The organism is Mesorhizobium sp. B3-1-7, from assembly GCF_006439385.1.
GTDB lineage: Bacteria > Pseudomonadota > Alphaproteobacteria > Rhizobiales > Rhizobiaceae > Mesorhizobium.
The window spans coordinates 1-25,837 of record NZ_VFTL01000060.1 but is presented as its reverse complement, the minus strand read 5'-3'; the positions used below and the strand labels follow the sequence as shown (position 1 = coordinate 25,837).

Annotated in this window: 20 protein-coding genes and 3 pseudogenes; 12 read left to right on the top strand and 11 right to left on the bottom strand. The window is 60.9% G+C overall.

Translation table 11 applies throughout. The annotated features are described in order from the left end of the window. From FJ417_RS31900 to FJ417_RS31890, 3 genes are all read right to left on the bottom strand, one after another. Nucleotides 1-788 (bottom strand): ABC transporter permease (locus tag FJ417_RS31900; protein WP_140786206.1); only part of this gene is annotated, 788 nt, incomplete at its 3' end. Between the two features lie 122 nt (nucleotides 789-910). Continuing rightward, nucleotides 911-1,852, bottom strand: a complete 942-nt coding sequence (locus FJ417_RS31895) for a sugar ABC transporter substrate-binding protein (protein WP_140786205.1) — start codon at nucleotides 1,850-1,852, stop codon at nucleotides 911-913. A gap of 390 nt (nucleotides 1,853-2,242) precedes the next feature. Then, complete coding sequence (locus FJ417_RS31890) at nucleotides 2,243-3,118, bottom strand: MurR/RpiR family transcriptional regulator (protein ID WP_245438182.1); 876 nt, start codon at nucleotides 3,116-3,118, stop codon at nucleotides 2,243-2,245. Between the two features lie 195 nt (nucleotides 3,119-3,313). Between FJ417_RS31890 and iolD the strand changes: the two genes are divergently transcribed. Next, on the top strand, nucleotides 3,314-5,155 hold the full coding sequence (gene iolD, locus FJ417_RS31885; RefSeq protein WP_140786204.1) for a 3D-(3,5/4)-trihydroxycyclohexane-1,2-dione acylhydrolase (decyclizing): 1,842 nt from the start codon (nucleotides 3,314-3,316) through the stop codon (nucleotides 5,153-5,155). 507 nt (nucleotides 5,156-5,662) lie between these two features. Beyond that, nucleotides 5,663-6,490, top strand: coding sequence for a class II aldolase/adducin family protein (locus tag FJ417_RS31880; protein WP_140786203.1), 828 nt, complete (start codon nucleotides 5,663-5,665; stop codon nucleotides 6,488-6,490). A gap of 320 nt (nucleotides 6,491-6,810) precedes the next feature. Here the strand turns inward: FJ417_RS31880 and FJ417_RS31875 are convergent, their stop codons facing one another. Continuing rightward, entirely contained in the window at nucleotides 6,811-6,996 is a 186-nt protein-coding gene (locus FJ417_RS31875; protein WP_140786202.1) for a hypothetical protein, read from the bottom strand. A gap of 212 nt (nucleotides 6,997-7,208) precedes the next feature. Between FJ417_RS31875 and FJ417_RS31870 the strand changes: the two genes are divergently transcribed. Then, entirely contained in the window at nucleotides 7,209-8,648 is a 1,440-nt protein-coding gene (locus FJ417_RS31870) for a FlgO family outer membrane protein (RefSeq protein WP_181182260.1), read from the top strand. A gap of 739 nt (nucleotides 8,649-9,387) precedes the next feature. Here the strand turns inward: FJ417_RS31870 and FJ417_RS31865 are convergent. Together FJ417_RS31865 and FJ417_RS31860 are read right to left on the bottom strand one after the other, a co-directional pair. Further along, a complete protein-coding gene (locus tag FJ417_RS31865) occupies nucleotides 9,388-9,807 on the bottom strand; it encodes a thermonuclease family protein (RefSeq protein WP_181183360.1) in 420 nt (139 codons plus the stop codon). Nucleotides 9,808-9,837: 30 nt separating this feature from the next. After that, nucleotides 9,838-10,749, bottom strand: coding sequence for an ankyrin repeat domain-containing protein (locus tag FJ417_RS31860; protein WP_140786200.1), 912 nt, complete (start codon nucleotides 10,747-10,749; stop codon nucleotides 9,838-9,840). A gap of 132 nt (nucleotides 10,750-10,881) precedes the next feature. On the opposite strand from FJ417_RS31860, the gene FJ417_RS31855 reads away from it, so the two are divergent. Continuing rightward, nucleotides 10,882-11,247, top strand: coding sequence for a hypothetical protein (locus tag FJ417_RS31855; RefSeq protein ID WP_140786199.1), 366 nt, complete (start codon nucleotides 10,882-10,884; stop codon nucleotides 11,245-11,247). A 506-nt stretch (nucleotides 11,248-11,753) separates the two neighbouring features. Here FJ417_RS31855 and FJ417_RS33730 read toward each other — a convergent pair. After that, a pseudogene (locus FJ417_RS33730) lies at nucleotides 11,754-11,852 on the bottom strand (ATP-dependent DNA ligase); the annotation flags it as partial. Nucleotides 11,853-12,149: 297 nt separating this feature from the next. Beyond that, complete coding sequence (locus tag FJ417_RS31845; RefSeq protein WP_181183358.1) at nucleotides 12,150-12,965, bottom strand: DUF1194 domain-containing protein; 816 nt, start codon at nucleotides 12,963-12,965, stop codon at nucleotides 12,150-12,152. Between the two features lie 229 nt (nucleotides 12,966-13,194). Between FJ417_RS31845 and FJ417_RS31840 the strand changes: the two genes are divergently transcribed. Then, nucleotides 13,195-18,000 (top strand): winged helix-turn-helix domain-containing protein, encoded by a 4,806-nt coding sequence (locus tag FJ417_RS31840; protein ID WP_181183357.1) that lies wholly within the window; start codon nucleotides 13,195-13,197, stop codon nucleotides 17,998-18,000. Nucleotides 18,001-18,453: 453 nt separating this feature from the next. Here the strand turns inward: FJ417_RS31840 and FJ417_RS31835 are convergent, their stop codons facing one another. Next, on the bottom strand, nucleotides 18,454-19,353 hold the full coding sequence (locus tag FJ417_RS31835) for a LysR family transcriptional regulator (RefSeq protein ID WP_140786196.1): 900 nt from the start codon (nucleotides 19,351-19,353) through the stop codon (nucleotides 18,454-18,456). A gap of 152 nt (nucleotides 19,354-19,505) precedes the next feature. On the opposite strand from FJ417_RS31835, the gene FJ417_RS31830 reads away from it, so the two are divergent. The 5 genes and pseudogenes from FJ417_RS31830 to FJ417_RS31810 form a co-directional block, all read left to right on the top strand. Then, complete coding sequence (locus tag FJ417_RS31830; RefSeq protein ID WP_140786195.1) at nucleotides 19,506-20,252, top strand: glucose 1-dehydrogenase; 747 nt, start codon at nucleotides 19,506-19,508, stop codon at nucleotides 20,250-20,252. Nucleotides 20,253-20,329: 77 nt separating this feature from the next. Then, complete coding sequence (locus FJ417_RS31825; RefSeq protein ID WP_140786194.1) at nucleotides 20,330-21,196, top strand: alpha/beta hydrolase; 867 nt, start codon at nucleotides 20,330-20,332, stop codon at nucleotides 21,194-21,196. A gap of 34 nt (nucleotides 21,197-21,230) precedes the next feature. After that, nucleotides 21,231-21,632, top strand: coding sequence for a DUF427 domain-containing protein (locus FJ417_RS31820; protein WP_140786193.1), 402 nt, complete (start codon nucleotides 21,231-21,233; stop codon nucleotides 21,630-21,632). Between the two features lie 130 nt (nucleotides 21,633-21,762). Further along, nucleotides 21,763-22,509, top strand: coding sequence for an SDR family oxidoreductase (locus tag FJ417_RS31815; RefSeq protein WP_140786192.1), 747 nt, complete (start codon nucleotides 21,763-21,765; stop codon nucleotides 22,507-22,509). Between the two features lie 200 nt (nucleotides 22,510-22,709). Next, nucleotides 22,710-22,925 (top strand): annotated as a pseudogene (locus FJ417_RS31810) (hypothetical protein); the annotation flags it as partial. Between the two features lie 260 nt (nucleotides 22,926-23,185). On the opposite strand, the gene FJ417_RS31805 reads toward FJ417_RS31810, so the two are convergent. Both FJ417_RS31805 and FJ417_RS31800 read right to left on the bottom strand, forming a co-directional pair. Next, nucleotides 23,186-23,902 carry a helix-turn-helix domain-containing protein gene (locus FJ417_RS31805; RefSeq protein ID WP_140786190.1) on the bottom strand — a complete coding sequence of 239 codons (717 nt, stop codon included), beginning with the start codon at nucleotides 23,900-23,902 and terminating at the stop codon, nucleotides 23,186-23,188. Nucleotides 23,903-24,042: 140 nt separating this feature from the next. Further along, on the bottom strand, nucleotides 24,043-24,354 hold the full coding sequence (locus tag FJ417_RS31800) for an ethyl tert-butyl ether degradation protein EthD (protein ID WP_140786189.1): 312 nt from the start codon (nucleotides 24,352-24,354) through the stop codon (nucleotides 24,043-24,045). A 615-nt stretch (nucleotides 24,355-24,969) separates the two neighbouring features. Here FJ417_RS31800 and FJ417_RS31795 point away from each other — a divergent pair. Together FJ417_RS31795 and FJ417_RS33390 are read left to right on the top strand one after the other, a co-directional pair. Then, nucleotides 24,970-25,398: a PaaI family thioesterase gene (locus FJ417_RS31795; protein ID WP_140786188.1), complete on the top strand. Its 429-nt coding sequence runs from the start codon at nucleotides 24,970-24,972 to the stop codon at nucleotides 25,396-25,398. Between the two features lie 263 nt (nucleotides 25,399-25,661). Beyond that, a pseudogene (locus FJ417_RS33390) lies at nucleotides 25,662-25,837 on the top strand (MarR family transcriptional regulator); the annotation flags it as partial.

Sequence of the window (25,837 nt, the reverse complement as noted above, 5' to 3'; positions counted from 1 at the left end):
ATCGCTGCCAGGATACCGGCGATGGCATAGACCAGCACCTTGTGGTTGGCGATCTTGATGCCGGACATGCGCGCGGCATCCTCGTTGGAACCGATGGCGTAGCAGTGCTTGCCGTATTTCGTGTAGGTCAGGATAAGCTGGAACAGCACCGCCAGCGCCAGGAAGATGATGACCGGCATCAGACCCTTGCCGATCGCCGCGAAGCTGTCGGTCGGGAACGAGATCGGCTGGCCCTTGGACCACCATTTGGCGATGCCGCGCGCCGTCACCATCATGCCGAGCGTGGCGATGAACGGCGGAATGCGCGTGTAGGCGATCAGGGAGCCGTTGACCAGGCCCGCGATCAGGCCGCAGCCGATCGCCACCAGCACCGGCACGAGAACCGGCAGGTCGGTCCAGCCATAGTCGATGAACATCGCCTTGGGATTGGGATTGCCGTTGACCGTCGCCACCTGCGCGAAACTCATGGCGATCATCGCGGTGGCGCCGACGATCGACCCCGAGGACAGGTCGATGCCGCCGCAAATGATCACTTGCGTTACGCCGATGGCGATGATGCCGACGATCGATACCTGCAGGATGATGATCTGCAGGCGTGCCTCGTTGAAGATCCCCGAGACGTCGCTGCGGGTGTTGAACAGGAAGCTGTCGCCGAGAAAGATGCGGCCGATCAGTTCGAAGATGACGACGAGGATGACAAGCGCCAGGAAGACGTTGAATTCGGCCGGCCATGTGCGTTTTTTGGCATCATAGGTCAGCCCGCCGACGCCATGAGATGTCTGTGCCACGTCTTTGATCCTCCCGTCAGCCGAGATCGCCCTCCTGTCGCGGTCGCGCGACGGGAAAAAGGCGGAGCGGCGCTGTTGTTGTTTGAGCTTAAGCGCCGCTCTGTATCTAGCGGTCTGCTACCTCAGTTCTTCTTCAGGAACTTGTCGATGTTCGCAGGGGTCACCAACTGGAACGGGATGTAGACCTTGTGTTCGACTTTCTCGCCCTTGGACAGCTTGAGTGCCGCATCGAGAGCACCCGCGCCCTGGCCGGCCGCGTCCTGGAACACGGTTGCGTCAAGGTCGCCTGCCTGCATGGCGGCAAGCGCGTCCTGCGTGGCGTCAACGCCGCCGACGACGACCGACTTCATGTCGATGTTGGCGGCCTTCATCGCCTGGATGGCGCCGATGGCGCTTTCGTCATTGTTGGCGATGACGCCATCGAACTTCTTGCCCGTCGACAGCCAGTTGGTCATCAGGTTCTGCGCTTCGTCGCGCTGCCAGTTCGACGTCTGCTTGTCGATGATCTTGATGAAGCTGCAATCCGGCGTGGCGATCACCTCTTCTATATCCTTGGTGCGCTGCACGGCAGCCTGGTTGGAAAGCTCGCCCATAATCACATAGACATTGGCTTCCTTCTTGCCGGCTTCCGTGAACAAGCGGCAGACTTCCTTGGTTTCGAGCGTGCCCGAATCGGCCTCGTTCGAGGCGACGAAGGCCTGGTTGTCGGGCAGCGTGTTCACATTGACCGGCTCGCGGTTGACATAGACCAGCGGAATCTTGGCGGCCGCCGCAGCGTCGGACATGGCCTGCGTGGCCGAGGTGTCGACCGGGTTGACGATGATCGCGTCGACGCCCGAAGCGGCGAAGTTCTTGATCTGGTCGAGCTGCTTGGCGACGTCGTTCTGTGCGTCTTCGACCTGCAGCTCAACGCCGCTCATGCCCTTGGCCTGCGCGATCATGCCGTTGCGCAGCACGGTCAGGAAATTGTCGTCGAACCGCGCCATCGAAACGCCGATCTTGGCGGCAAAAGCTGATGAACTCATCAGCGCCGCGAAAGCGACGCCCAAAAGCAGTTTCTTCATTGTGTCTCTCCTCCACTTTTGGTGTCCGGTTGCACCGATCACTCCGGAATCCCCGATCTGCCCGGGGAATCTCTCCGCCTCTCGTTCCGGTCTTGAAGCCACCATCCCGATATTCGATGGCAAATGAAAAGGATTGCCCCGCGCTGAAGCCAGCGGTGCTCCTTAATCGACTCGCAACGATAATTGCAGACCATGCATATTCTGCAACGATCTGTGAGTCAATTCGCTTTCAATTTTCTTAAAGGAGGAGACCCGATCTGCAAAATTCATTGCGAGGGCAGACCGCATCGTCTGCCTGCTCTGCAATTGAACTTGTGCTGCCACCGCGTATATCTCTGCCGTGGTAAGGGGCAAGAATAGGACTGGAAGCCGACCGGCGAGGTAAGAGGGCTATTGCCCGGTGACTATCGGGATACGCGGGTCAATGCCGTTGTTCTGCAAGCGCGCCGCCAGCGCCACGGTTAGCGCCTGAGCAAGGCACATCGGGGCCGCGAGCGATCTTGAAAATGTGTATTCGTGCTCGGGCACCGCAAAAAGCACGCGTGCGCCCTTGGTCAGCGGCGACAAGGTGCTATCAGAAATCGCCACGATCGGGATGCCCCTGCTGGCAACCTCTTCCACGACATTCACGACCTCGTTTGCATAGAAGCGAAACGACACCGCGAAAAGCACATCCTGCGGGCGGATCGCACGGGCCATATGCGTGGCCAGCCCGCCGCCAGGGTCCAGCAATGTGCATCGCTTGCCCAGCATCGTCAGTATGTAGCGCAGGAGTTCGACCACCGGCGCCGAGCGTAATTGCCCGATGAGATAGATGACGTCGGCTTTCTCCAGAAGGTTGACGGCTTCGGCCAAGTCCTCCGGCGGGATAGCTGTGAGCATCTCCTGCAGCGAGGCGATGTCACGGACCACCAGATCGTGCATCAGAGCGAACTCGCTGCGGTCGGTTCGCGCCCCCAGTTCCGTCTCCAGCGCCTTGATGCGCGCCTCAAAGCCGGGCGCCGCGGTGGACAATCGCTTCTGGAAAAGGGTTTGCAGATCCTTGAAACCCTCATAGCCAAGTGCTTGGCCAAAGCGCACGAAGCTCGATGCGTGAACGCCGCTGCTTTCAGCGATCGCGTTCACGGATCGCACCGCGACATCATTCGGGTTCTGTGTGAGATACAACGCTATCTTCTGGTATGACTTACTCATCTGCTCATACCGATCGTGGATCAAGCGGATGAGTTCCTCGTAGTCCTTTGGGGCTTTGACTTTCTCTTCCACGACCGACATCCTTGCAATTTTCATTGCATGATGGCCTGTTTGCGCTTGGTTTACCAGTGTTGAAATTCCACCTCGAAAACCGGTAGTCCGAAGGCTGCGTTGCCTTCTTCTGCAATGGTGCTTGCAAAAAAGAAATTACTGCAATAAGAATTGAATTCATCATTCGGCAGTTGCCGCGATGCCCGGAGGAATCAAATGTCAGTGGTCCGTCTGACCATGGCGCAAGCCCTGGTCCGCTATCTTTGCAATCAGTTCACGATCGTCGACGGGGAGCGAGTTCCGCTCTTTCCGGGCGTCTTCGCCATCTTCGGGCACGGCAACGTAACCTGCCTATCGGAAGCGCTGGAAGCGGTCCAGGATCGGTTGCCCACGTGGCGCGGACAGAACGAGCAGTCGATGGCACTCGCGGCAATCGGTTTCGCAAAAGCAAAGCGCCGCCGCCAGATCATGGTGGCCGCTACATCGATCGGCCCGGGCGCCCTCAACATGGTCACCGCCGCCGGCGTGGCCCATTCGAACCGTCTTCCGGTGCTGATGCTCTCTGGAGATACGTTCATCAATCGCCGCCCTGACCCAGTCATGCAGCAGGTCGAGCATTTCGGCAATCCGACCATCAACGTCAACGACGCCTTCAAGGCGGTGACGCGTTATTGGGACCGCATCGTTCATCCCGAAGGGATCATCTCCTCGCTGCCCCAGGCGGTCGCCACGATGCTGGATCCGGCCGATTGCGGCCCGGCATTCATTGCGCTGCCGCAGGACGTGCAGGAGATGGCCTGGGATTATCCGGAAGAATTTTTTGCGGAAACCGTGCATGGGATTCCTCGGCCGCGACCCGACGCCGACCGGCTTGCAGAAGCGGTGAAGCTGCTGAAGGCAGCCAAGCGCCCGCTGATCATTTCTGGCGGCGGCACCCGTTACTCCGGCGCCGAGCAGGTGTTGGCCGACCTGGCCCTCATCCACGGCATTCCGCTGTGTGAGACGATCGCCGGCAAAAGCACCGTCAGCCACAATCATCCTGCTTATGTCGGCCCGATCGGCATCGTCGGCTCAACCTCGGCCAACGCGCTTGCCGCTTCAGCGGACGTGATCGTTGCCGTCGGCACGCGCCTGATGGACTTCACCACCGGCTCCTGGAGCGCTTTCGCAAAGGACGCCAAATTCATTTCCATCAACGCTGCCCGCTGGGACGCGACCAAGCATCGTGCCTTAGCCGTGGTAGGCGATGCTCTCGCCACGCTCAACGACTTGGGGCAGTCACTCGCTGAGTGGCAAGCACCACGCGAATGGACCGACAAGGGCCGAATGGAGTTCGGCAACTGGAACAAGGCGCTGGACGGGTATCAGCAGCCGACCAACCAGCCCGTTCCCAGCTATGCCCAGGTCATCGGCATCGTGAATGCACGCGCAGGCGAGCGCGACCTGATCATCACGGCCGCGGGCGGCCTGCCGGGCGAAGTCATGAAGAACTGGCGCGTCAAGGCGCCCAATACATTCGACTGTGAATTCGGCTTCTCGTGCATGGGTTACGAGATCGCTGCCGGCTGGGGCGCCGCGCTGGCCGATCCCACGCGAACCCCGATCGTGATGATCGGTGACGGCACCTACATGATGATGAACTCGGACATTTATTCGACGGTCCTGTCGGGCCATAAGATGATCGTCATCGTCTGCGACAACGGTGGGTATGCGGTGATCAATCGCCTGCAAAATGCAAAGGGCGCGGCATCCTTCAACAACCTGATCAAGGACTGCCGTGTGAAGGAGCCGTTCAGCGTCGATTTTGCAAAACATGCCGAGTCAATGGGCGCGCTCACCCGGCGTGTCGACAGCCTCGCAGACCTCGCGCAAGCCGTCGATTGGGCCCTCGGAACAGACCGGACGACGGTCATCACGCTGGTATCCGATGGGTTCACCTGGACGCCTGGTGATGCCTGGTGGGATGTGGGTGTGCCGGAGGTAAGCGCCAGGCCGCAGGTGGGGGAAGCGCACGCACAACAGGCTCAAGCTCGCAAGAAGCAGCGTGTAGGTGTCTGACTTCATCACAATCCGAGGGTCAAATCTCGCGTCGGCGTTTGTCGAGTTGTGCGACGTCGTATGGGCCTGAATCCCGTTCTCGAGAATCTCACCTGCGTAAATTCTGTAGCATTCGGTAGGGGACCAAAAGCAGGATCGTCGTGCTCGACGCTTTTCGAACCGTGCGATTGTTATCCGCTATCATTCCCACGTAGCCTAAAAGGTCCTTAATTGGGGCCGATTGCAGACTGTCGGCTTTTCGTGGTTGACTGGGAATAGCCGCCGACCCGGAACAACATAACTGGAAGCGCGTCCAGTGGCTTGACATTTGAAGCCTGCTCGATCGGATTGAGATCCATGTCCAGCACCAGGCAAATTCGGATCATTGCCGCGACACTCGACTCTTTTTGTCATCCATTCGGAAGAATTCGGAACAAATGATGCAGCCTTCGAGACGCGCGCGAGAAGCTTCCCCAATCTGAGGCGTGCCGTCATACCGACGGTGCAGAACCCCAAGGAGGGCGCGCCATGGACGTCGTCAAGTCAATTCCAGACACTGAAAGCGATTTGGCCATCCGCAAACAGGAGGCCTATGAACCGTTTTTCAAACGGCGGGGGCCGCCGCGCTTTGCAACCCTAGAGCAGGAGCGGCAACACCGAAAGGAGCGGCTCGCTGCCGGCTTCCGCATATTCGCGGAGTTGGGCTTCAGCGAAGGCGTTGCCGGACATATCACGGCACGTGATCCGGAATTCACCGAAACATTCTGGGTTAATCCGTTCGGCATGCATTTCGCACATATCACCGTCTCGGACCTCATCCGCGTCGACTGCTCAGGCGATGTGATCGAGGGCACGATGCCGGTCAATGTAGCCGCATTCGCCATTCACCATCAGATCCATGCCGCGCGGCCGGATGTCGTCGCGGCCGCCCACGCCCACTCCATCTATGGCAAGGCGTGGTCGGCGGTGGGCCGGCTGCTCGATCCGATCACGCAAGACGCATGCGCGTTCTATGAGGATCACATCTTCTTCAATGACACGCGGGTGCTGATCACCGAGGCAAGCGAGGCCGCCCGGATCGCCGGGGGCCTTGGTGCCCACAAAGCGGCGATCCTGCGCAATCACGGTCTGCTTACGGTCGGTGAAACTGTCGACGAAGCAGTCTGGTGGTTCATTTCAATGGAACGCTGTTGCCAGGCGCAGTTCCTCGCCGAGAGCGTGGGGACGCCGCTGCAGGTCGATTCGGCCAATGCCCGAGCCGCTCGCGCGGTGAACGGAACGCCCACCGCAGGCTGGTTTCAATGCCAGCCGCTCTGGCAGCGCATCCTCAGGCAACACCCCGATCTTCTCGAATAGGCTGGCGTGCCACAGAGGGAGACGTCTGATGGGTGATGGCGAAAGCCATCCCCCTTTCCATCTCGCCGTCACGATCGAGGAACGCCTGTGCCCCGTTATCCGCCTCGAAATAGGAGGGACGTCACTGCCCCTATCCTGCAGCTGGTCCTTCAAATGTTGGGATAGCAGATGCTCGACAGGCGGGCGCAAGGCGCAAACCTTCTGGAGCCAATACGCGAGGCAAAAGCCGTCAACGAATTAAATTAATGTCCATCATATTAGCCATAGTTGCGCAGGTGACTTGCGAACGAACGGACGGTGGCCGATAGTGTGATCCCGCATCATTCCCCATCGAGTTGCGAAGCCGCATTCCCCTCGGTTCGGCGCTTCTGATCGGCAATATAGGCAGCTATATAGCGGTCGAGCGCTGCGCGAAATTCTTGATCGCGGGGGCGCGGAGTGCTCACTGGGGTTACCTGGGTGGTCTCGGTCCCAAACCCGATACGATCGAAAACAACAGCGGACATTTTCGGCTCTCCTGTCTCGAAACACTTTGTCAGCGTGAACCCGGCGCGCGGCAAGGTCGCGGGGCCATGGCCGAAAAGTTCCGAAAAGCTCCAAAAAGATGTTAGTTTGTTCCATGATGGGGAAGCGTTTCGCCTTCGGCCCGTTCGAGCTCAATCCGGAGGCAGGAACGCTGCTCCGGCAAGGCGTTCCCGTTCCCGTCGGCTATCGCGGTGTGTTGCTGCTGGCAGCGCTGGTGATGCGAACTGGGGAAGTTCTGTCAAAAGCGGAGCTCATGGACGCGGCTTGGCCGCGCGCGACGGTCGAGGAGAGCAACCTCTCCGTCCAGATCGCATTGCTGCGCAAACTGCTTGGGCGGGCGTCCGACGATGCCGAGTGGATCGCGACCATACCGCGGATCGGCTACCGCTTCGGCGGCGCGGTGGAGTTCCTTGACGCGACCTCGACCCCATCCGACAACGAGGAGGCTGGGCCTTCCATCGCCGTGCTGCCGTTTGCGAATCTTAGCGACGACAGCGAGCAGCAATATTTCGGCGACGGTCTCGCCGAAGACATCATCACTCGCCTTGCGCGGCTGCGCTGGCTCTTCGTTTCGGCCCGCAACTCTTCCTTCACCTATGGCGGTAAAGCGGTCGACGTGAAGCATATCGGGCGCGAACTTGGCGTGCGCTATGTGCTCGATGGGAGCGTGCGCCGTTCCGGACAGCGGCTCAGGATTAATGCCAGGTTGAGCGATGCCAACACCGGGCGCCAGATCTGGGCGGAGCGTTATGATGCGGAAATCGCCGATTTCTTCGCGCTGCAGGACGAGATCGCCCAAAGCGTGATCGGTGCCATCGAGCCCAGGCTCTACGTGGCCGAGCAGGAGCGTTTCCAGAGCCGGTCACCCGGCAGCCTGGACGCCTGGGGGTTCGTCATGAAGGCGATGCCCTATGTCTGGACCTGGGGTTCGATGCCGGATTTCGAGATCGCCGAGCGGCTGCTGAAAAAAGCTATCGACATCGACCCCGACTATCCACACGCCAACTGCCTGGTAGCCTGGGGCCTCGGCGCAAAGGTGATGCTTGGACTGGCTGATGCCGAAGCCACCTTGTCGACTGCCCACGACATGGCGCAACGGGCGATCCGCAGCGATCCGGAGAACCCTTGGACGCACTTCGCCGCGGGCTTCGTGCATATGGCCTCGCGCCGTTTCGATCCTGCCGTTAAAGCCCTATCTGAGGCGATCACCCTCAATCCGAGCCTCGCCTACGCGCACATGATCCTTGGATCGACCTATGCCTATGCCGGCATGCCCGACGACGGTCTGCACCATGTCGCGCTTGCCGACCGGCTCAGCCCGCGCGACTTCACGCAGGCGGGCAGCCTTTCCGTCATCGGGCTCTGTCATTTCATGGCGGGGCGTTATGTCGAGGCAGCCGAGTTCGAGCGGCGCGCTGTGGATCTCAGGCAGAATTTCGGGACGGCTTGGCGCACCTACGCCGCCTCCGCAGGCATGGCGGGCGATCACGCCGCCGCCACCCACGCGCTGTCACAAACGCGGCGCCTACATCCATCCGTGTCCGTGGATTGGGTCGAGAAATACCACCCCATCATCCACGAAAAGGATCGCGCGCGCTATATCAAAGGATTACGCGTAGCCGGGCTCGACTGACACCGCCCGTCGCCGCCCGCCGTCAGCTCGAGCACGGGGTTGGAGAGGGCGGCAGATCGTGACGCTCGAGGCGACGTACCCGGGCGATGCCGAGTAAAGAGCTAGGCTGGAGCGCCCCATGACGGGACGCGGAGTTCGCTATGCGCCGAAAGGTGAAGGTCCGCATTGGGTTCAATACGCTCGAAAGGCGCTGATGCGTCCATAGCTGCGGAACCCCGCAAGTAGGTAGCGATTCGCCATCCCTCAACTGGAGGTCCTGACTTCCGTTTTCTGATCTCTCGGTTTGCCTTCGCCCGCCTGTTAGAGCGGCCCCCGCGCTGTCTCGTCGCGGCACGCCGAGGATGATACGGACCGCTTCCTAACATTCGGCGACTGTTTCGCAAATGCCATCGATTCTTTCGTGAACGAAGAGGATTAGCGTTCCAGGTTCGGAGGTCGCCCGGCCTCTGATCCTCGCCCTCACGATCGAAACCTTAGCAATGGATTATGTTCCCGGACGAAATCGCTCCCTCCCGCAATCGGCCACGTGTCCCTAAAGGTCAACGTTGCGGCATAAACGACGCGACCGGCCCTATCACTTACGGAAGCGGTGCAGATGCTGTGGCCGACTCTTTCGCTTGGCGTCTCTCGCCATCGACACGCTGCGCGTGGTCCGAGTGACATGCCGCTATTGCAAGTGCCAGCCATAATTATCAGCCATAATCAGAGACAGGTATCGATCGGGGTGGACGCCCAGCTGCTATCGCCGCTTGCTGACGCTCTCTGCCCACAAGTTGCGTTTGGCAATGCGGGCTTCTTGCTCCTCGGCAAGGTATCGAGTGTCGGCCACCGCCAATCCGTGTTTCACCAGGTCCCGTCCGAGATCGATGCCTGCCACGAAGCAGACGCCGAGGTCGTCGTTATAACCGTCCTTGCCCTCGACGATGCAGGATACATCGCCTGAGGCGATAAGATGTTGGATGTGGTCACGCGCATACTTGCCGCAGGGCCAGATTTTGCCAGCGGCATCAAAACACGCCTGCGAAAGTTTGGGGGCATCAAAACCGAGCAATTGAATTCGTTTTTTGTCGTGCCACAGCGTGTCGCCGTCCTCAGCAGACCAATGCTCTCCTGCGGACACCCGGCCACAGGTGAGCACAAAGGCAAGGGTGAGGATCAACCTACACATGGCCGTGCTAAACGCACATCCCTACGGCAGTGGCATCGGTGTGTCGGCGAGCGTTCTGAGATAGGCGATCACGTTCAGCCGATCGGCCTCTTCAGGCACCCCGCGAATATCCATGTTGACGCCGGGCTTCGTCAGCGTGGGACCGGCGAGGAAGATGTTCAAGTCCTCGTAGGTCCAGTTTCCCTCCCAGCCCAGCAGGGTCTTGGAGTAACGCTCGAACTTCGTCGATGCCTTGTCGCGACCGACGACGTTCCAAAGGTTCGGCCCGATGGTGGGAAGTTCCTTTGGCCGCACGACATGGCAAGGGGCACAGGTGCTTGCAAAGAAGGCCGCGCCCTTGGTGGGGTCGCCCTCCGCGAGCCGGGCGGAAATCGGCTCCGGTTTCAGGATGACGACGCCATGCTCCAAAAGGTAGGCGGCGATGTCCTCATGATCATCGTGCTTTGCGAGATGGTAGGCCGTGATGATGCCCGGCCGTTGATTGGGATCGCCCTGGACCCAGATGGTGTTGACGTCAGCGCCCGCCTCGACCAGCACCTTAACGCAGTCAAGGCAGCCACTGGCGACCGCGAGGGTCAGCATCGGCTCTCCCCGCGTCTTGCCGTTGGCGTCGGCACCATGCGACAGAAGCAGCCGGATCATGTCGGCGGCGTTCTTCAGCACGGCAACGGTCATCGGCAGGCCGAGCACCGCTTCCTTGTTGACATCGGCACCACGCTTGATCAGCAGTTCCGCCGCCTCGACGTGGCCGCTGCGTACAGCCAGGAATAGCGGTGTTGCCCCCTTCTCCTGCTCCTCGATGTTAGCACCGGCATCGAGCGCCGCCGTGATTGCAGTAAGGTCGCCGCTCTTGGCCGCCTCGTGGAGCGCACCGCCATGCGCGGTTGTGACGGCACATAGCAAGATCAGGAAGCTTGCGAATAAGCCCCGCATTTCGGCATCCCTCCGCCGATCAAGAAGGAGAATATACCCGATAGGCGCGGGCTTCCAGCGTATATTAGCGTAGGCTAATGGTATATAATGGCCTTGACGACATAAGTTGCCGTTGAGGGCGGCCCCCAATCGATGCATGCAGTCAGGACAAGACAGGCAACGTGCTTTGCAGGTGTGATCGCCACGGCTGCGGCAATTGAGGGAAGTGCGGCGTTAGCCCACGGCCCGGATGAAAATTGGGGCTATCCACCGGCTTGCTGCCACGGCGACCCGCTCACTGGCGACTGCGGGAAAATTCCCAGTTCAACTGTGACGCCCCGGCCAGATGGCTATGTGATTATTCTGCGTCCAGGCGACCATCATAAAGTCACGCATCGGAACCGCTACTTCGTGCCGTACGAAGTCGTAATCCCCTCGGGGGATGAAAACTTCCACATCTGTCTGCATCCCACGGAAGAAGACGAAAACTGCTTCTTCGCGCCAGCGGATGCAATGTGAATGTTCTTCTAGCTTCGCCCGATTGAACCAGTGCCGGGCGGGGCGAAAAAGCACGTCCATCGAAACCTGTGATAAGCCTCGAAACTCATGTGTGGGGTCAGCGTCCGATAGAACGTCATCAGGCGCTCGCAAAAATGATATTGATCATCCGGCGAGGTCTGGACACGCTCTCTGGGAATGAACCACTCCGGCTCTTGTGGCTCGTTTAGATAGAAGGGGCGGGGCGGCCGGACGAAATAGCCGTCTCTTGTCATCCTGACATGGCTTGGATCGATAGGATGACAGTCATTGCCTCCACAGCAGTCGTAGTGAAGAACGGGGTCCGTCTTACCCGTATACCAATCGTGGGCCTCGGCATTGCCGATCAGTGCGAGCCACGCCAATGCGAAATACCGCTTTGACTGCGTCATCGAAATCCCCTCGCAACCTGAATACCACATTAGACATCGCTAATCTTCATTCTTGAGGTCGCATCGGTCGCCGCATAGGTCCGGCGGCCGCCTTGTCTAATCAGCCTCCCGAAAATCCTTCAGTGACGCATGGCGAAGCTTCTCCTCGCCCCTAAGAAACTTAACCCGCCCCACAAGACCCGGCTTGAGCCACTCGGCCTTCTGGGCAGAACTTACTACGCAAAGCTCGTCGAGCAGATGAACGCACGTCTGGCACCCTATCTGCTCAAGCATGGCGGATCGGCAAAGGAGGCGCTGATCGCGGCCGACTGGAAAACGACAAGCGGCGAAAACGGCTGCACATAGCCGAAACTTGCCTTCCGGTCTCGAAACGAAGTTCTCGACAAGCAACCCTTTAGCCCTTTTGAGCGCATTCATCGCTGCTGTTGGTACATTGGACTGTCGGCAGCAATGCGCGAAGCTATTCCCATGCTGGGACTTCATTGCCGTGCCTCATCGGCCTGGCAACTGACCGATCATGTTGCAATCGACCGTGGGGCCGGTACGCTCGGTGTACGCGGCGTGGATCACCCGGTCCTTGTTCATGGAGATTTCACGAACCAGCTTTCGACGGACCGCGGTGGCGAACATCGCGGCGTCGGTGACGCCGATTGCAAACGCGTCCGGTCCGCCGATGACGCAGCGCTCGAAATAGGATTGCAGGCTGGAGGGATCGTACCGCGCAAACCCGTCGGCCTCGCCAATGCGGGGTAGTGCGATAGGCAGCCCGTTGATCGTCACACCTTCCGCGAGAAGAAACTGCCGGATGGGGTCAATGAGTGCTCCGGCATTGTTGGGTCCGTCGCCAGAGACGTCAATAACACGGCGCGCGCTGCGCAAGCCGCTCATTGCGAACAGGCCATTCGCGGCCTGCAACGCGCCGGAAATCGACGTTCCGCGGCCTTCAGTCAACGACAGAGCTGCGAGCCTATCCGCCAAAGTCAGAGCGTCCTCGCGGCTTTCGACAATTGTCCACGGCACGATGACGGTTTGCTGATTTGGCCCGGCCCACTCCAGATAGAGCACTGCGATTCTTCCCAGTTCTCCGGCCCTGATTGCCATCGCGATGTCCGCGTGGCGGAAAGCATCAACATAGCCGTCGCGCTGCACTTTTTGCTCAATTCTGCTCATCGACGGCGAGACGTCCACGGCAAGGATCAATTGCAAATCGACTTCGGCCAGGCCGCCCGCGGGACGGCCCGTCGAGTGAGCCTGTGGCGCTGTCGCGAAGATCAGGGTGAGCAGGAAGGCGCCCGTGAGCCGCAGCACTGGTCTTGCACCCATGGTTGCAGCAATCCGTACTAAACAGTCCATAGCGAACCCCTCTCACCGACAATGGAATGTGAAATTGTCGGTCCGGGGCATTCGCCAAGTCACGAACGGCTTACGATCATTCGCCGAAATCCGCGCTCCCCGCACGGTCTGAATGATGATCAGTCTTCGCAGCGCGAAACCGTGCTAGTATGGGACTGCGGCTTCGTGCTTGAGGGGAACCGGCTTGAACAGCTCGCCGCCCACGACGTTCGTGCTCAACGGCGTGACCGCCGACGTGAGCAGGGAGACCTTGCGCGACCAGTTCAACAGGACAATCGCAGTTCGCCACCAGACCTTCGCGGTACTTCGCCACCTTCTGGAGAACGCTGATCGCGTCATCACCAAGGACGAGCTGATGAAGGCGGTCTGGAATGGGCTAGCCGTCACCGATGACAGCCTGGTCCAATGCATTCACGAGATCCGTGCGGCGCTCAACGACAGTCGCCAGGCCGTCGTGCAGACAGTGCCGAGGCGCGGTTACAGGTTGGTCCTTCCCTCAAATGCCGGACCAAGATTGATTACAATTCTGGCGGCAGAATTGGCCGCCGAAGTCCGGCCCGCAGGCAAGGATGAGCGGAGCATTGCTGCACCTACCCCGGCGTACAGGCAGGTTCTTGATCGGCTGCTGATAAAACATGCCGGTCGTGTCTTCGCGAGCGTCGAAGAGACAGTCCTTGCGGAGTTTGCTGGCCCTGTCGAGGCGTTGCGGTGTGCGAACGAGATCCAGCATGAGGTCGACAGGCGGAACTGCGACATTCCCGAGACAAAGCGGCTGCGCTTCCGCATCGGCGTTGACCTCGGTTACGTCGCCGCCGAGGGCGACCACCGCAGGGGCGAGGCCGTCGAGGTCGCAGCTCATCTTCAAACCTTGTCACGCCCGGGCGGGATTTGCATCACGGAAGCGGTCCGCGCCCAGGCTCAGGACCGCCTCTCGCTGGAATTCATCGATCTCGGCGAGCACAAACTGAAGGATGTCGCCCGTGCCTTGCGCATCTACCGCGTATGTCTTGCGTCCGAGGAACCGGTCAGGTCGCCATTTCGCGGTCTCGATGCCTTCGAATTCGAAGATGCCGATCTCTTCTTCGGCCGAGCGCGGGCGATTGCCGCCTGCACTGCCAGACTGGAGCAGCAGGCAGCAAACGGCACGGCATTCCTGCTCATCTACGGAATGAGCGGTTGTGGCAAGTCTTCCCTCCTGCGCGCTGGCCTGCTGCCGTCATTGACGCGATCTGGAGCCGTGGCAGGCATATCCTTGTGGCGCCGCTGCCTAATCCGCCTCTCCGAAGGACCGGATGCATTCGCTGTGTTGGCTGCGGCGCTGCTTAGCGAAGCTGCTGTGCCGGAACTGGCCTTCGAAGTAACAGCCGCGGAACTCGCTCTGCTTTGCAGGGACACGCCGGATCGAGCCTTGGCGATGATCCGACAGGCACTTCGCAAGGCCGCTGGGCCGGCCCGCTCGCAGATCAGACTGCTTGTTGTCATAGATCAACTGGAGGAGCTGTTCACGACGGAGAAGCAGCCGGTGACGCGCGAGGCCCTTGTGCGGTTCATGGCGGTGCTGGCCGCGAGCGGACTGGTCTGGGTGATAGCGGCGATCCGTTCGGATTTCTTTCACCGCTGCGGTGAGGTCCAAGGTTTCTCGGCGCTCAAGGACGGCCTCGCCAGCTACGAACTTCTGCCACCAACCGGCCCAGAGATCGCGCAGATGATCCGCGAACCTGCGGTCGTGGCCGGGCTCCGCTTCGAGGAGAGTGCCGAGTTGGGGCGGCTCGATGACGTGCTGCAGGCGGCAGCAACTGCGGACCCCGGATCATTGCCGCTTCTCGAGTTTGTCCTCGACGCGTTGTACCAAGCCAGTGGCGACCGACGCGTTCTCACCTTTGCGCACTATCGTGCGCTCGGCGGGCTCGAAGGCGCAATCGCGCGCCGCGCCGACGAAGTCCTGGACTTGCTGGCGCCCGGGATCCAGGAGGCCTTGCCCGCGGTGCTGCGCGCCCTCACCACGGCGAACCTGGGCGATGAAACAGTCACGGCACGTGCAGCGCTGTATACCGAAGTCGCGGGCACTCCCGCGCGATCGGCCCTCGTCAGGGCATTAATCGAGGCCCGGCTCCTCGTCAGCGACGAGGACGCCGCAGGGCATGTCTTCGTTCGTCTTGCACATGAGGCCCTGTTGAGCCGTTGGCCGCGCGCCAGTGACATTGTGAATGCAAACCGCAACTTCCTCGCGACGCGCGAACGCCTGAGGGCTGACGCCCACCGATGGCACCTGGAAAGCAGGAATCGAGAGCTTCTCCTTCCGTCCGGCAAACGTCTGGCGGAGGGCGAAGAGTTGATGCTTTCAAGGCGGGAGGAGGTCGACGAAGCCGTCCTTGAATACATCGAGGAGTCTTTGCGTGCCCATCGGCAGAAGGAGGAGAAGGACCGTCACGCAGAGCTAGCACTGGTCGCGGCCGCCGAAGAGGCAAAACGCGAGCGCCTGGAGCGGGAGGCCGAGCGCCGGAGCCTCGCGGCTGCCGCAGCAAACCGGCTTGCCCGACGGACACGGAACGCCGCTGTCGTGGCAATAATGCTCGCTCTTATGGCGGGTGCAGGCGCATTGGTCGCCCTCAAGGCGCGGGAGGAAGCAAGGGGCCAACGCGATCAGGTGCTGCGCAATCAGTTCCTTTCGCTCTCGTTCCTTTCGGAGCGGTCCGCCGCGGCAGGCAACACCGAGGCAGCGATCCGGTTGGCACTTGAGGCGCTGCCGTCGAAAGAGCAACCCGAGCGGCCATATCTCTTCGAGGCGGAAGCAGCCCTCTACAAGGCTCTGCTGGCGCACCGGCAGATCAAAATCCTCCGCCCTGGCGCCAGTGTGGCGCATGCGGCTTTCAATCCTACAGGTGATCGTGTTGTCACCGCATCCTACGACAAAACCGCAGCCGTCTGGGACATCGCCACCGGTACCGAAACTGCAATTCTAAAAGGACATGATGGGGCCGTGGAGAGGGCCGAATTCAGCCCCGATGGGACCCGTATCCTGACGGCCGCGAGGGACGGCACTGCACGTCTTTGGGACGCCGTCTCGGGAGAGCAGCTCTACATCCTGCGGCCGCTAGGCAATTACCCGACGGCAATCTTCAGCCCGGATGGCACCCGGGTGCTGACGGCGGGGGAGAGCAGCGATGCAACGCTCTGGGATGCCCGAACCGGAAAGAAAGTCTTGGGTGTAAGCAGCGACGCATATACCCGTGCTGCTTTCAGTTCAGACGGCCGCAGCTTCGCGACGGCGGGCAAGCATTTTGTTTCGATCTGGAATACCGCAGACGGCGCGCTGACGCAGTCGATCCGAGTGACCTCCTGGCCCTACACCCTGGCGTTCAGCCCGGACGGAAGCCGGATGGTGGCCGGCCCGTGGGGTTGGCATTCACACCGCGACACTTCCAGCCTTTTCGATTTGTCGAAAGGAACCGAGATCGCAAAGTTGGCCGGCAGCAACAGCGACACACAATTGAACGGTGTGATTTTCAGCCACGGGGGTCAGCGGATCGCCACGGTATCCCTCGATGGCACTGCCCGGATTTGGGATGGAACGTTGGGAACGCTGGATGAAGTGCTCGGCCAAGAGGTTTCGGGGCTGAAGCCTGAGATCGATACAGATGAACGCGATGTGGAGATGAACGGTGCTTTCACCAAGGACGACCGCTTCCTTGCGACGACCTCGATCAATGGGCCGATCCGCATCTGGGACGCTGAACGCGCCTCGTTGGTGACGACGATCGCCGGTCACGAATCCTTGGTCGAGCATTTGGAATTCAGCCCGGTCGACAGCAACATTCTACTCACTGCTTCACACGATGGCACCGCTCGGCTTTGGGATGTCGACGGCGCCCTGACGACCTCGCTCTCACATGAATATCGGCCGACTTTCGCGGTTTTCAGTCCCGACAACGTCCACCTGCTGACCGGCGGCGGTGACAGCGCGGCGCACCTGTGGGATGTAGTGAGCGGGCGCGAGATAATCCGCCTCGACACGCATGAGATCATTCAAAGCGCCTCGTTCAGCCCAGATGGGAGGCGCGTCGCCACGGCATCTCTTGAGGGCGTGGTCCGAATTTTTGACGTGGCCACGGGACACGAGACCGCCCAGTTCCGATCAGATGCCGGACTGATCAAGATCCAGTTTGGTCGCGATGGCAAATCGCTTGTTTGCGCATGGATCAACGGCACCGCGCAACTGTGGGACGCCACGACCGGCACCGAGCTGGCCGCCATCAATACTAGCAGCAATCTGCCGCAAGCCATTCTTAGCCCTGACGGACGTCTGATCCTCTCGGCCAGGGAAGACAATGTGGGACACCTTATGACGACGAGCGGAGTCGAACTACGTGCTCTTGTCGGGCATCAGGATCGCATCACGGCAGGGGCCTTCAACCCTCACGGTCAACTCGTGGCCACGGGCTCACTCGACCACACGGCCCGAATTTGGTCGACCACCGAGGGGACAAGCGTCAGAACGCTGGAGGGACATACCGGCGCGGTGACGGTGGTCGCCTTCAGTCCCGACAGTCAGTCGTTGCTAACCGCTTCGCGTGATGGGACCGCCCGGATCTGGAGCGTCTCAGGCGATCTGCAAAAGGTTCTCAGGGGCCACAGCGGCGCGCTGGACAGCGCCGAATTCAGCCCCAATGGCTTGTATGTCGTGACCACGTCGACCGAAGATCGAACGGTCCGATTATGGGCGGCGCAATCGGGGCGCCAGATTGCTGTCCTTGGCAGCCAGGACGAAGCAACCTTTCGACCGGGCTTTACACGCGCAGCTTTCAGCGCCGACGGCACCCATGTCGCGATTGTTTCCGGCGAACAAAGGGTCAGCATCGTTCGCGTCTTCGAGACGCCCAAGGAGCTTATTGAATACGCCCGGCGTACCGTCCCTCGCGAACTGACCCCTTGCGAGCGGCGAAGCTTCTTCCTTCCTGAAGTCCCTGCAAACGGCACCTGTCCCGGCTGAGGTCGACAGCGGTCAGACTTTGCCCCTTAGGCCGCCTGCTGGAACCGCCACCCGTCCGGCCCCAAACGTGATGACCGAGTGAATCAATCTGGGTCCGGACGGCGTGACGCATAACCGTTGGGTTTGGCTTGCCCGTCGGATTGGCTCGGGTCCGACCACGATCAGAGCGTTCGCTTGTGATGTCTGCTTTTGGAAGCGGCGGAGGGGACCTTGACGGCTGCAATGAGCGCGTTGCTGCCACGTCGTCTTTGGGGCCGACAGACGACTGTCTGGTTTCGGTCACGTCCAGCGGAGAGCTGCCAGTCTGTTGCCGTGAAGAGTTTCGGGCGCCGGCAGGCGTACGAAACTCTTCACGAAAGCGGTCGTTCTCCTCGTCGGCTCGCAGTGCACCTAACTTTGCCGTCGTGTCTCTGTCTCACGTCAATGTGCATTTCGCTCGTTCCTATCGACAGGTTAGCCCGGCTTCTTCGATACGCCAGCGATCAGTTCGTCCACTCTTGACAGGAACAGCTTGAGGGTCGGCGATGCGTTCGCCTTGCTGTAGCCGATAACCAGATCGATCGTCGGCGCTTCGCCCTCCAGCGGACGGCTAACGACGGACCACGGCAGCAGGTTCTTCGCGTAGGCGGGCATAAGTGCCAACCCGCGTGTGGAGGCAACGAGCGACATGGCCATCGCCAGGTTGTCCACCCCATGATGCATTTTGATGTCGAGCCCGCAGCGCCGCAGATAGTCCTCGGTCACCGCGCGCAGCACCGTGGCCCTGTTCGAACCGCCGATGAAAATCTCGCCGGCCAGTTCCCGCGGGTGAATCGCGTCGCGGCTGGTGAGACGATGGTCGCTCGGCATCAGCACGATCAGCGGCTCGTGGTCCACGACCTCGTAGCACAGGTCGAAGGTCGGCTCTGTGCGCAGGAAGGCCGCGTCGATCTGCCCCCGGACAAGTGCCTCGGCGAGTTCGGGCGAATAGTCGCTCGATATGGTGACCTGGATGCCCTTCAACTCGTTGCGCAGCACATGCATGGCCCGCGGCAGCCAGTTCATCTCGTGACCGGTCAGGAAGCCAATGGCAAACGTCTTTCGGGCAGGCTGTGCGGCCTTGCGCGCCGCTGCCACCGCGGCATCGGCCTGCGCCAGCGCCAGCCGGGCATGGTCGAGAAAGGCCTTGCCTGCGGCGGTCAGAGCGATGCCGCGCACGCTGCGGTTCATCAATTTGACGCCAACCTCATATTCGAGATCGCGGATCTGGCGGCTGAGGGAAGGCTGTGCCGTGTGCAGCCTTTTCTCGGCCGCAAGCGTCAGGCTGCCCTCCTCGGCGACGGCGACGAAATAACGAAGATGTCTCAGTTCCATCAGCATCCCATGCCTTGGAGGTATGGAGACCAAGCCTACAAAGTCTTTTTGCGTGGCGCCAGCAGTACCTACCTCCGAGCAAGCAGAAACGATCTGCCACTACCCCAAGGGCTTACGTGGACGCGGAAGCCATATCTCTAAGGACTGGAACCATGAGCACTCAAGTTGTTTTGATCACCGGTGGATTGACCGGCATCGGGCGCGCCGCCGCTGTCGCCTTTGCCAAGAAGGGCTCCAAGGTGGTCGTCGCCGGCCGGCGTGACGAGGCTGGCAAGGCGCTCGTCAAGGAGTTGCGCTCCTTCGGTTCGGAGGCCGAGTTCATCAATGCCGATGTCCGCAAGGAGGATGACGTCCGCGCTCTGGTCGACAAGACAGTCGAACGGTTCGGTCGCCTCGACATCGCGGTGAACAATGCTGCCACCGAAGGCCAGGTCGGCCCGATCACGGACCAGACCGCCGACACTTTTGCCGCGACGTTCGACACCAATGTTCTCGGCGTGGTCTTGAGCATGAAGCACGAGGTGCGCGCCATGCAGGCCCAGGGCAGCGGCAGTATCATCAATATATCTTCGACCTATGGGCATGAGGGCGCGGCCGGAGCCTCAATCTACGTCGGCGCAAAGCACGCTGTCGAAGGCATCACCAAGTCGGTGGCGCTTGAACTCGCCAAGTCGGGAATTCGTGTGAATGCTGTCGCGCCTGGTCCCACCGACACCGGCATGCTGACCCGCTTCACCGGCACTGCCGAGAACAAAGCCGCCTTGGTGAGGACCGTTCCGCTGGGCCGACTCGGCCTGTCCGAGGAGGTCGCCGACGGCATCGTTTTCATGGCGTCGGACGAAGCCAGGTTCATCACCGGCCATATCCTTAACGTCGACGGCGGCCACAGCGCCAACTGATCCTTGCGGGCGCGCGGAGCCATGCTCCGCGTCCGCCTCGCATATCTGCTTGAGTCCCATCACCGGAGGAAATCCCGATGACGCAACACAGCCACCAGACCGCGCCGACGCAGTTTGTGGAAGCTGCCGGTGTCCGCTTCGCCTACCGGCGTTTCGGCAAGACCGGCGCAGTGCCTCTCGTCTTCAACATGCATTTCACCGGCACGATGGATCATTGGGATCCGGCGGTGACCGACGGTTTCGCGAAGGGCCGCGAGGTCATCCTGTTCGACAATACCGGCATCTCGTCGAGTTCGGGAGAAGTCCCGACCTCCATCGAGGAGATGGCCGCAGACGCCGCCGCATTCGTCAAGGCGCTCGGCCCTGCCGAGGTCGATGTCCTCGGCTTTTCGCTGGGCGGCCTCGTCGCACAAACGCTGGCCATAGCCGAACCGAAACTGGTCCGACGCCTGGTGCTGGTCGGCACCGGTCCGCGCAGTGGCGAAGGCATGGCGACGCTGACGCCGGAAGCACAGGAGATATTCGGCGCCACCTACGAAAACCCTGACCATCTTTGGCTGCGGGTGCATTTCTCGCCCTCGCAGCAGAGCCAGGCCGCGGGCCGCGATTTCCTCAAGCGATTCCGCCTGCGGAGCCAGGGTCGTGATCCGGAGGTAAGCGAGAAGGTTGCCCAGGCTCAAATCGAAGCACTCGTGAAATGGGGCGCGCCGCGCAACAATCCATACGAATATCTGAAGAAGCTAGCTCAGCCGACCCTCGTAGTGAATGGCGGCTCCGATGTGATCATCTACACGGTGAACTCGTTCATCCTGCAGCAGAATATCCCGAACGCGCAGCTCATTCTCTACCCGGACGCCAACCACGGCTCGCTCTATCAATATCCCGAACTTTTCGTCCGCCATGTCTCGATGTTCCTGGAGGACGACCAGGGTCGAGATGCGTAGGCGCTCTGCCAGGCGACAATTGCAGGAGATGAAGATGTCCGAACAGGCAAATCCAACAACGAAGACGATCAAGATCCCGGGACCCGATCATCCCATCACCATCAAGCATAACCCCAAGCGGGTCGTGGTCTCGATCGGCGGCGCGGTACTGGCCGACAGCCACAATGCGCTGACCCTTTGCGAAGCGGGCTATCCAGCCGTCCAATACATCCCGCGCAAGGATGTCGATATGGCGCTGCTCGAGCGAAGTGCGCATGCGACCTACTGCCCCTACAAGGGCGACTGCGCATACTTCAGCATACCCTCAGGCGGCACGCGCGCCAGCAACGCCGTCTGGAGCTACGAGGCTCCCTACGACGCGGTGGCGGTTATCAGGAACCACCTGGCTTTCTACCCGGACAGGGTGGACGCGATCGAGGAGCGTCCTAAGGACTAGGCTCTGGCCCCTGCCTGCCGAAATAACCGCGGCCGGCAGCGATATCCAAACCTCTCATCACTCCACACCGATTGGGCAAACCGCTCAGCCGCGCGCCGAGCCGAAACAGTCTCCATGAAGGATACTCGACATGACCAAGCTTTCAGGAAAGACCGCACTTGTCACCGGCGCCTCGCGTGGGTTGGGTCGGGCAAGCGCGCTGGCGCTGGCCAAAATGGGCGCGCAGGTTCTGGTCCACTACAGCAGAGGCGCGAAAGAAGCCGAAGCGGTCGTCGCCGAGATCCGCAAAGCCGGCGGACGTGCCGACACCGTGGCCGCTGATCTTTCCGCGCCGGACGGACCACACAAGCTCGCCGGCCAAGTCCGCGCTGTGGTCGGTGACCGCCTGGACATTCTGGTCGCCAATGCCGGAATCTCGAAGTCGGCGACCCTCGAAGCGACCACGGTCGAGGATTTCGACAGGCTCTTCGCGGTCAACGTCCGCGCGCCGTTCTTCCTCGTCCAGCAGCTGCTGCCGATCATGGGCAAGGACAGCAGCATCGTGCTCCTCTCGTCGCTGGGTGCCCACGCCGCCATCGGGACGCTTTCGGCTTATGCGGCAACCAAGGGCGCGCTCGACACGTTGGTGAAGTACTTTGCTGCCGCGCTCGGCGAGCGCGGCATCCGCGTCAACGCCGTGGCGCCGGGTGTTGTTGCAACCGACATGTCGAACTTTGCCAAGACGGACACGGGGCGGGACTTCGCGCTCAGCATCCAGGCGCTGAAGCGCCTCGCCCAGCCGGACGACATAGGCGATGTCGTCGCCTTCCTCGCCTCCGACGAGTCGCGCTGGATCAGCGGCGACACCGTCCGGGTCGATGGGGGCTCAAAGCTCTGAAGTCCATCGGCCAGCGTCAGGAGCGAACCCGATGTCGCGATCAGTCGTTCAAAGAGACAGGTCATCAAACCGTCCGCAAGGCGGTCCGGACCTTTGGCGCTCGGGCGGCAGGCGAGCTTCTGGGTGTGGCAGGCGTGGTCGCTCACATCTTCTGGAGCAGCGCCACACCGGCCATGACGTAGGAACTCTATGCCGACGAATGGCATCTGACTCATACGGTGACGACGGGCATATTCGCCATCTACCCCATCGTCGTCGTCACCATCCTCATCCTCTTCGGGGACATCTCCAACCATATCGGCCGCCGAACGACGATGCTGCTGGGACTTGGCGCATCGCTTATCGGCGCGTTCCTGTTCGCCGTCGCGCCTGACGTACTATGGCTCTTCGCGGGTCGTGCCTTTCAGCGTCGCTGAATCCGAGGGGCGCTGGCACGGTGTAAACAAATCGGCAAGGGTTGTAGGAACAACGGTTCGAAGCGAGTCCGCCTCTGAAGCAGCACACAACCGCCGCCCTCGCAACCCCATGCTCATCGGAAGAGAAAACGGTTACGGGCAACAGTCCTTCAAGCGACTCCCTTCTTCGCGTTGGAATGATGCGTTTCCTGCCGGCAGCGTACAGGCGTTCTAGCGCATTACCTTCATTCCAACGGCCTGACCTCCTTCGTCCGAACGGCCTATTTTACGAGTCGGATTGAGCGACCGTGGGCTGCCGAGCGCGGCTGAGAACTGGCGTCGACCGGCAATACATCCGCGAAAAGATACCGATCGAACCATGTCGGAAACGCGCGGGCTAGATCGCGCTTTCCAGAAAGCTCGAGCCCCAGCCGTTTCGCTTCGATGAAGCTGACGTCCCCCCGCCACCACGCAACTAGAACTGGTAGCTTTGCGCGCACGAGCAATGGCTCGGGGAACCCTGGGTTCGCCAGACAAAAAGATATTTCGGATGCTTTGAGCAGTAGAAAGCGGGGCTTCATGCCGTCGATCTCGAACCGAACGACGATCGGTCGAGCGGGGAGCGCATCGCTGCGCACGCGCCGCTGCATATCGACGAACAGCGGCTCCGCGTCGAGATTTTCCTTCTCGGACCGACGCGGCAGGAAGCGCTGACCCCATGTGCCCAAGGCCATGACGACGGAGCTGATCTCCTTCCCGGACGCCGTAAGCTCATATTCCGGCCCCGAGTTTCCATCGTGGCGCTCGACTGCGCCGATAGCGATCAGTTCCTGGAGCCTCTCCGACAACATGGTTTTGGAGATGCGAGGAATGCCTCGGCGAATGTCGTTGAAGCGTCGGCTCCCGCAGAGCAGTTCCCGCACCACAAGCAGCGTCCAGCGTCCACCCAAGACTTCATGGGCGCGCGCGATCGAGCAAAACTGTCCATACCCGGCCATCGCGGCAGACTACCAGGTATGGCCGAGTTGCACAGGTCCGGAATCCGTACCCCGGCGCCCGCGATGTGGCTAACGAAAGCAGAGTTTGAGCGGGTCACGCGTTGGCTCCTCGCGCCTGTTGGATTGTGTCGCGACGAGTATTAAGTCTCGTCGGTGACGACGATGATCGTCGGCGCGCCGCCGGAACTGATCGACGCGGCGTGCTCCAGGGCTTCCTTGCCGCCCTTGGACGCTGCACAGCTTTTCAGTGCATCGATCGTCGGAAAGCTTACATCGGACATCAAATGGTAGGGCGGTGGCGCAAACGCCGGCCCAACCACGCGCTTGGTGGCGACACCTGTCGCGCCGATGAGTCTCGGGCCGGCGTAGGAAAGATGCTCGTCATGATAGGCGCGCTCAAACGCCACGGCGTCTTTGGGGATAGGATAGAGAATGAGGAGATGAGCCGACATGGTGCGTTCCTCCATAACCATGAGTGAAGTTGCGAGAGCAGTATGGATTGACCGGCGTTGTCTGTGGGGTATGGAATTCTGACCTTGCTCGTTGAACGCCGCCCGGGTGTGGCGTCGCCACGCGAGACCGAGCCGCTCGGTCGTCTCGGAAGCCGCTATCGCGACGAACAGGTGTGATCGCGGCAAACGATGCGGCGACGCCTGTCGCCGGAGTCCACCGTCGTTCCGCTCCGTCGCTTCGTGCGGGAGAACAGGATGCTACGACGCGTCTTCCGCGTTGCTGCGGCCAGCGTGGGAATGCCTATCGCTTCGGCTTCCTCAGTCTCAGCGTGGCGGCGGTCGATGGCACGGTCGAACCCTCACTGTCGATCAGGCGTACACGCAGAGGCTTTCCTTGACGATCAATGATTTCGACCGGCGCGTCTCTGTCGGTGACATGTTCTTCGCCCCACTGCGTCAGCGCCAGAAACCTCGGCGAAGCGGTCCGGATTACGCACCCAACGCGCCAGCATTTCGGAGCGATAATATCCTCGAACGGCCTAGATAGGAATCGAGGACATTTTTCGGTGCACGGCTCTCGTTGCTTGCCGCGCATCATTTCAGGAGAGCAGATCAATGGATATCAAGATCCCCGAAACACCGGACGCCTGGAACGCGGCCGGCGCCGATTCTCTCCCCGGTCTCCTTGGGATGCGCTTTCGTAAAGTAGAGGCTGATGAAGTTGTCGCGACGCTTGAGGTAAGCCGCGCCGTCGTCGCCTGGCATGGCTATCTGCACGCCGGCACCGTGACGTCACTCGCTGACACCTGCTGTGGTTATGGGACTCTGCGCGGCCTTCCGGCCGGCGCCAGTAGTTTCACCACCGTGGAGCTCAAGAGCAACCTAATCGGAACGGCACGCGAGGGCATCGTGGTCTGTACGGCGCGTCCGATACATAAAGGACGTACCACGCAAGTGTGGGACGCCGAAGTGCGCCGCGAGGCCGATGGCGTCGCAATCGCTTACTTTCGCAACACGCAATTGGTCCTGTGGCCGAAAGCGTGATTGGCACTCGTCGGCTACGCCGCAACCCGGCTCCGTCCGGAGTGGTGTCCGTCGATCGGCTCCGCCGTCGGTCCTCGTGGCTTGTCGGAGCCGATGAAACCGATCCCCGAGGTCGGGGGCTGGAGCAGTGCGCCGCATCACGGCTGCGATGCGCTCCGCTGGCGCTCGGCGCAGCGCCAGTAACGCGGGCTCTCCCCCCGGCGGTCGAGCCTCGAGCCCGGGATGGATTGACCGACCCTGAGGTATCAGTATATACCCGCATCATGAGAGAAACGCGTTGCTACCGGGTCCTTTTGAATCGTGCTTCCCGCAAAGTGTCGGCGCTTTACGACGAAGCGCTAGCGCCTTTGGGGGTGAGCATTGCGCAATTCAATCTGATTCGGGTGATCATCTCGATGGAGCCCGTTTCCGTCACGGATTTGGCTGCCTTTGTTGAGCT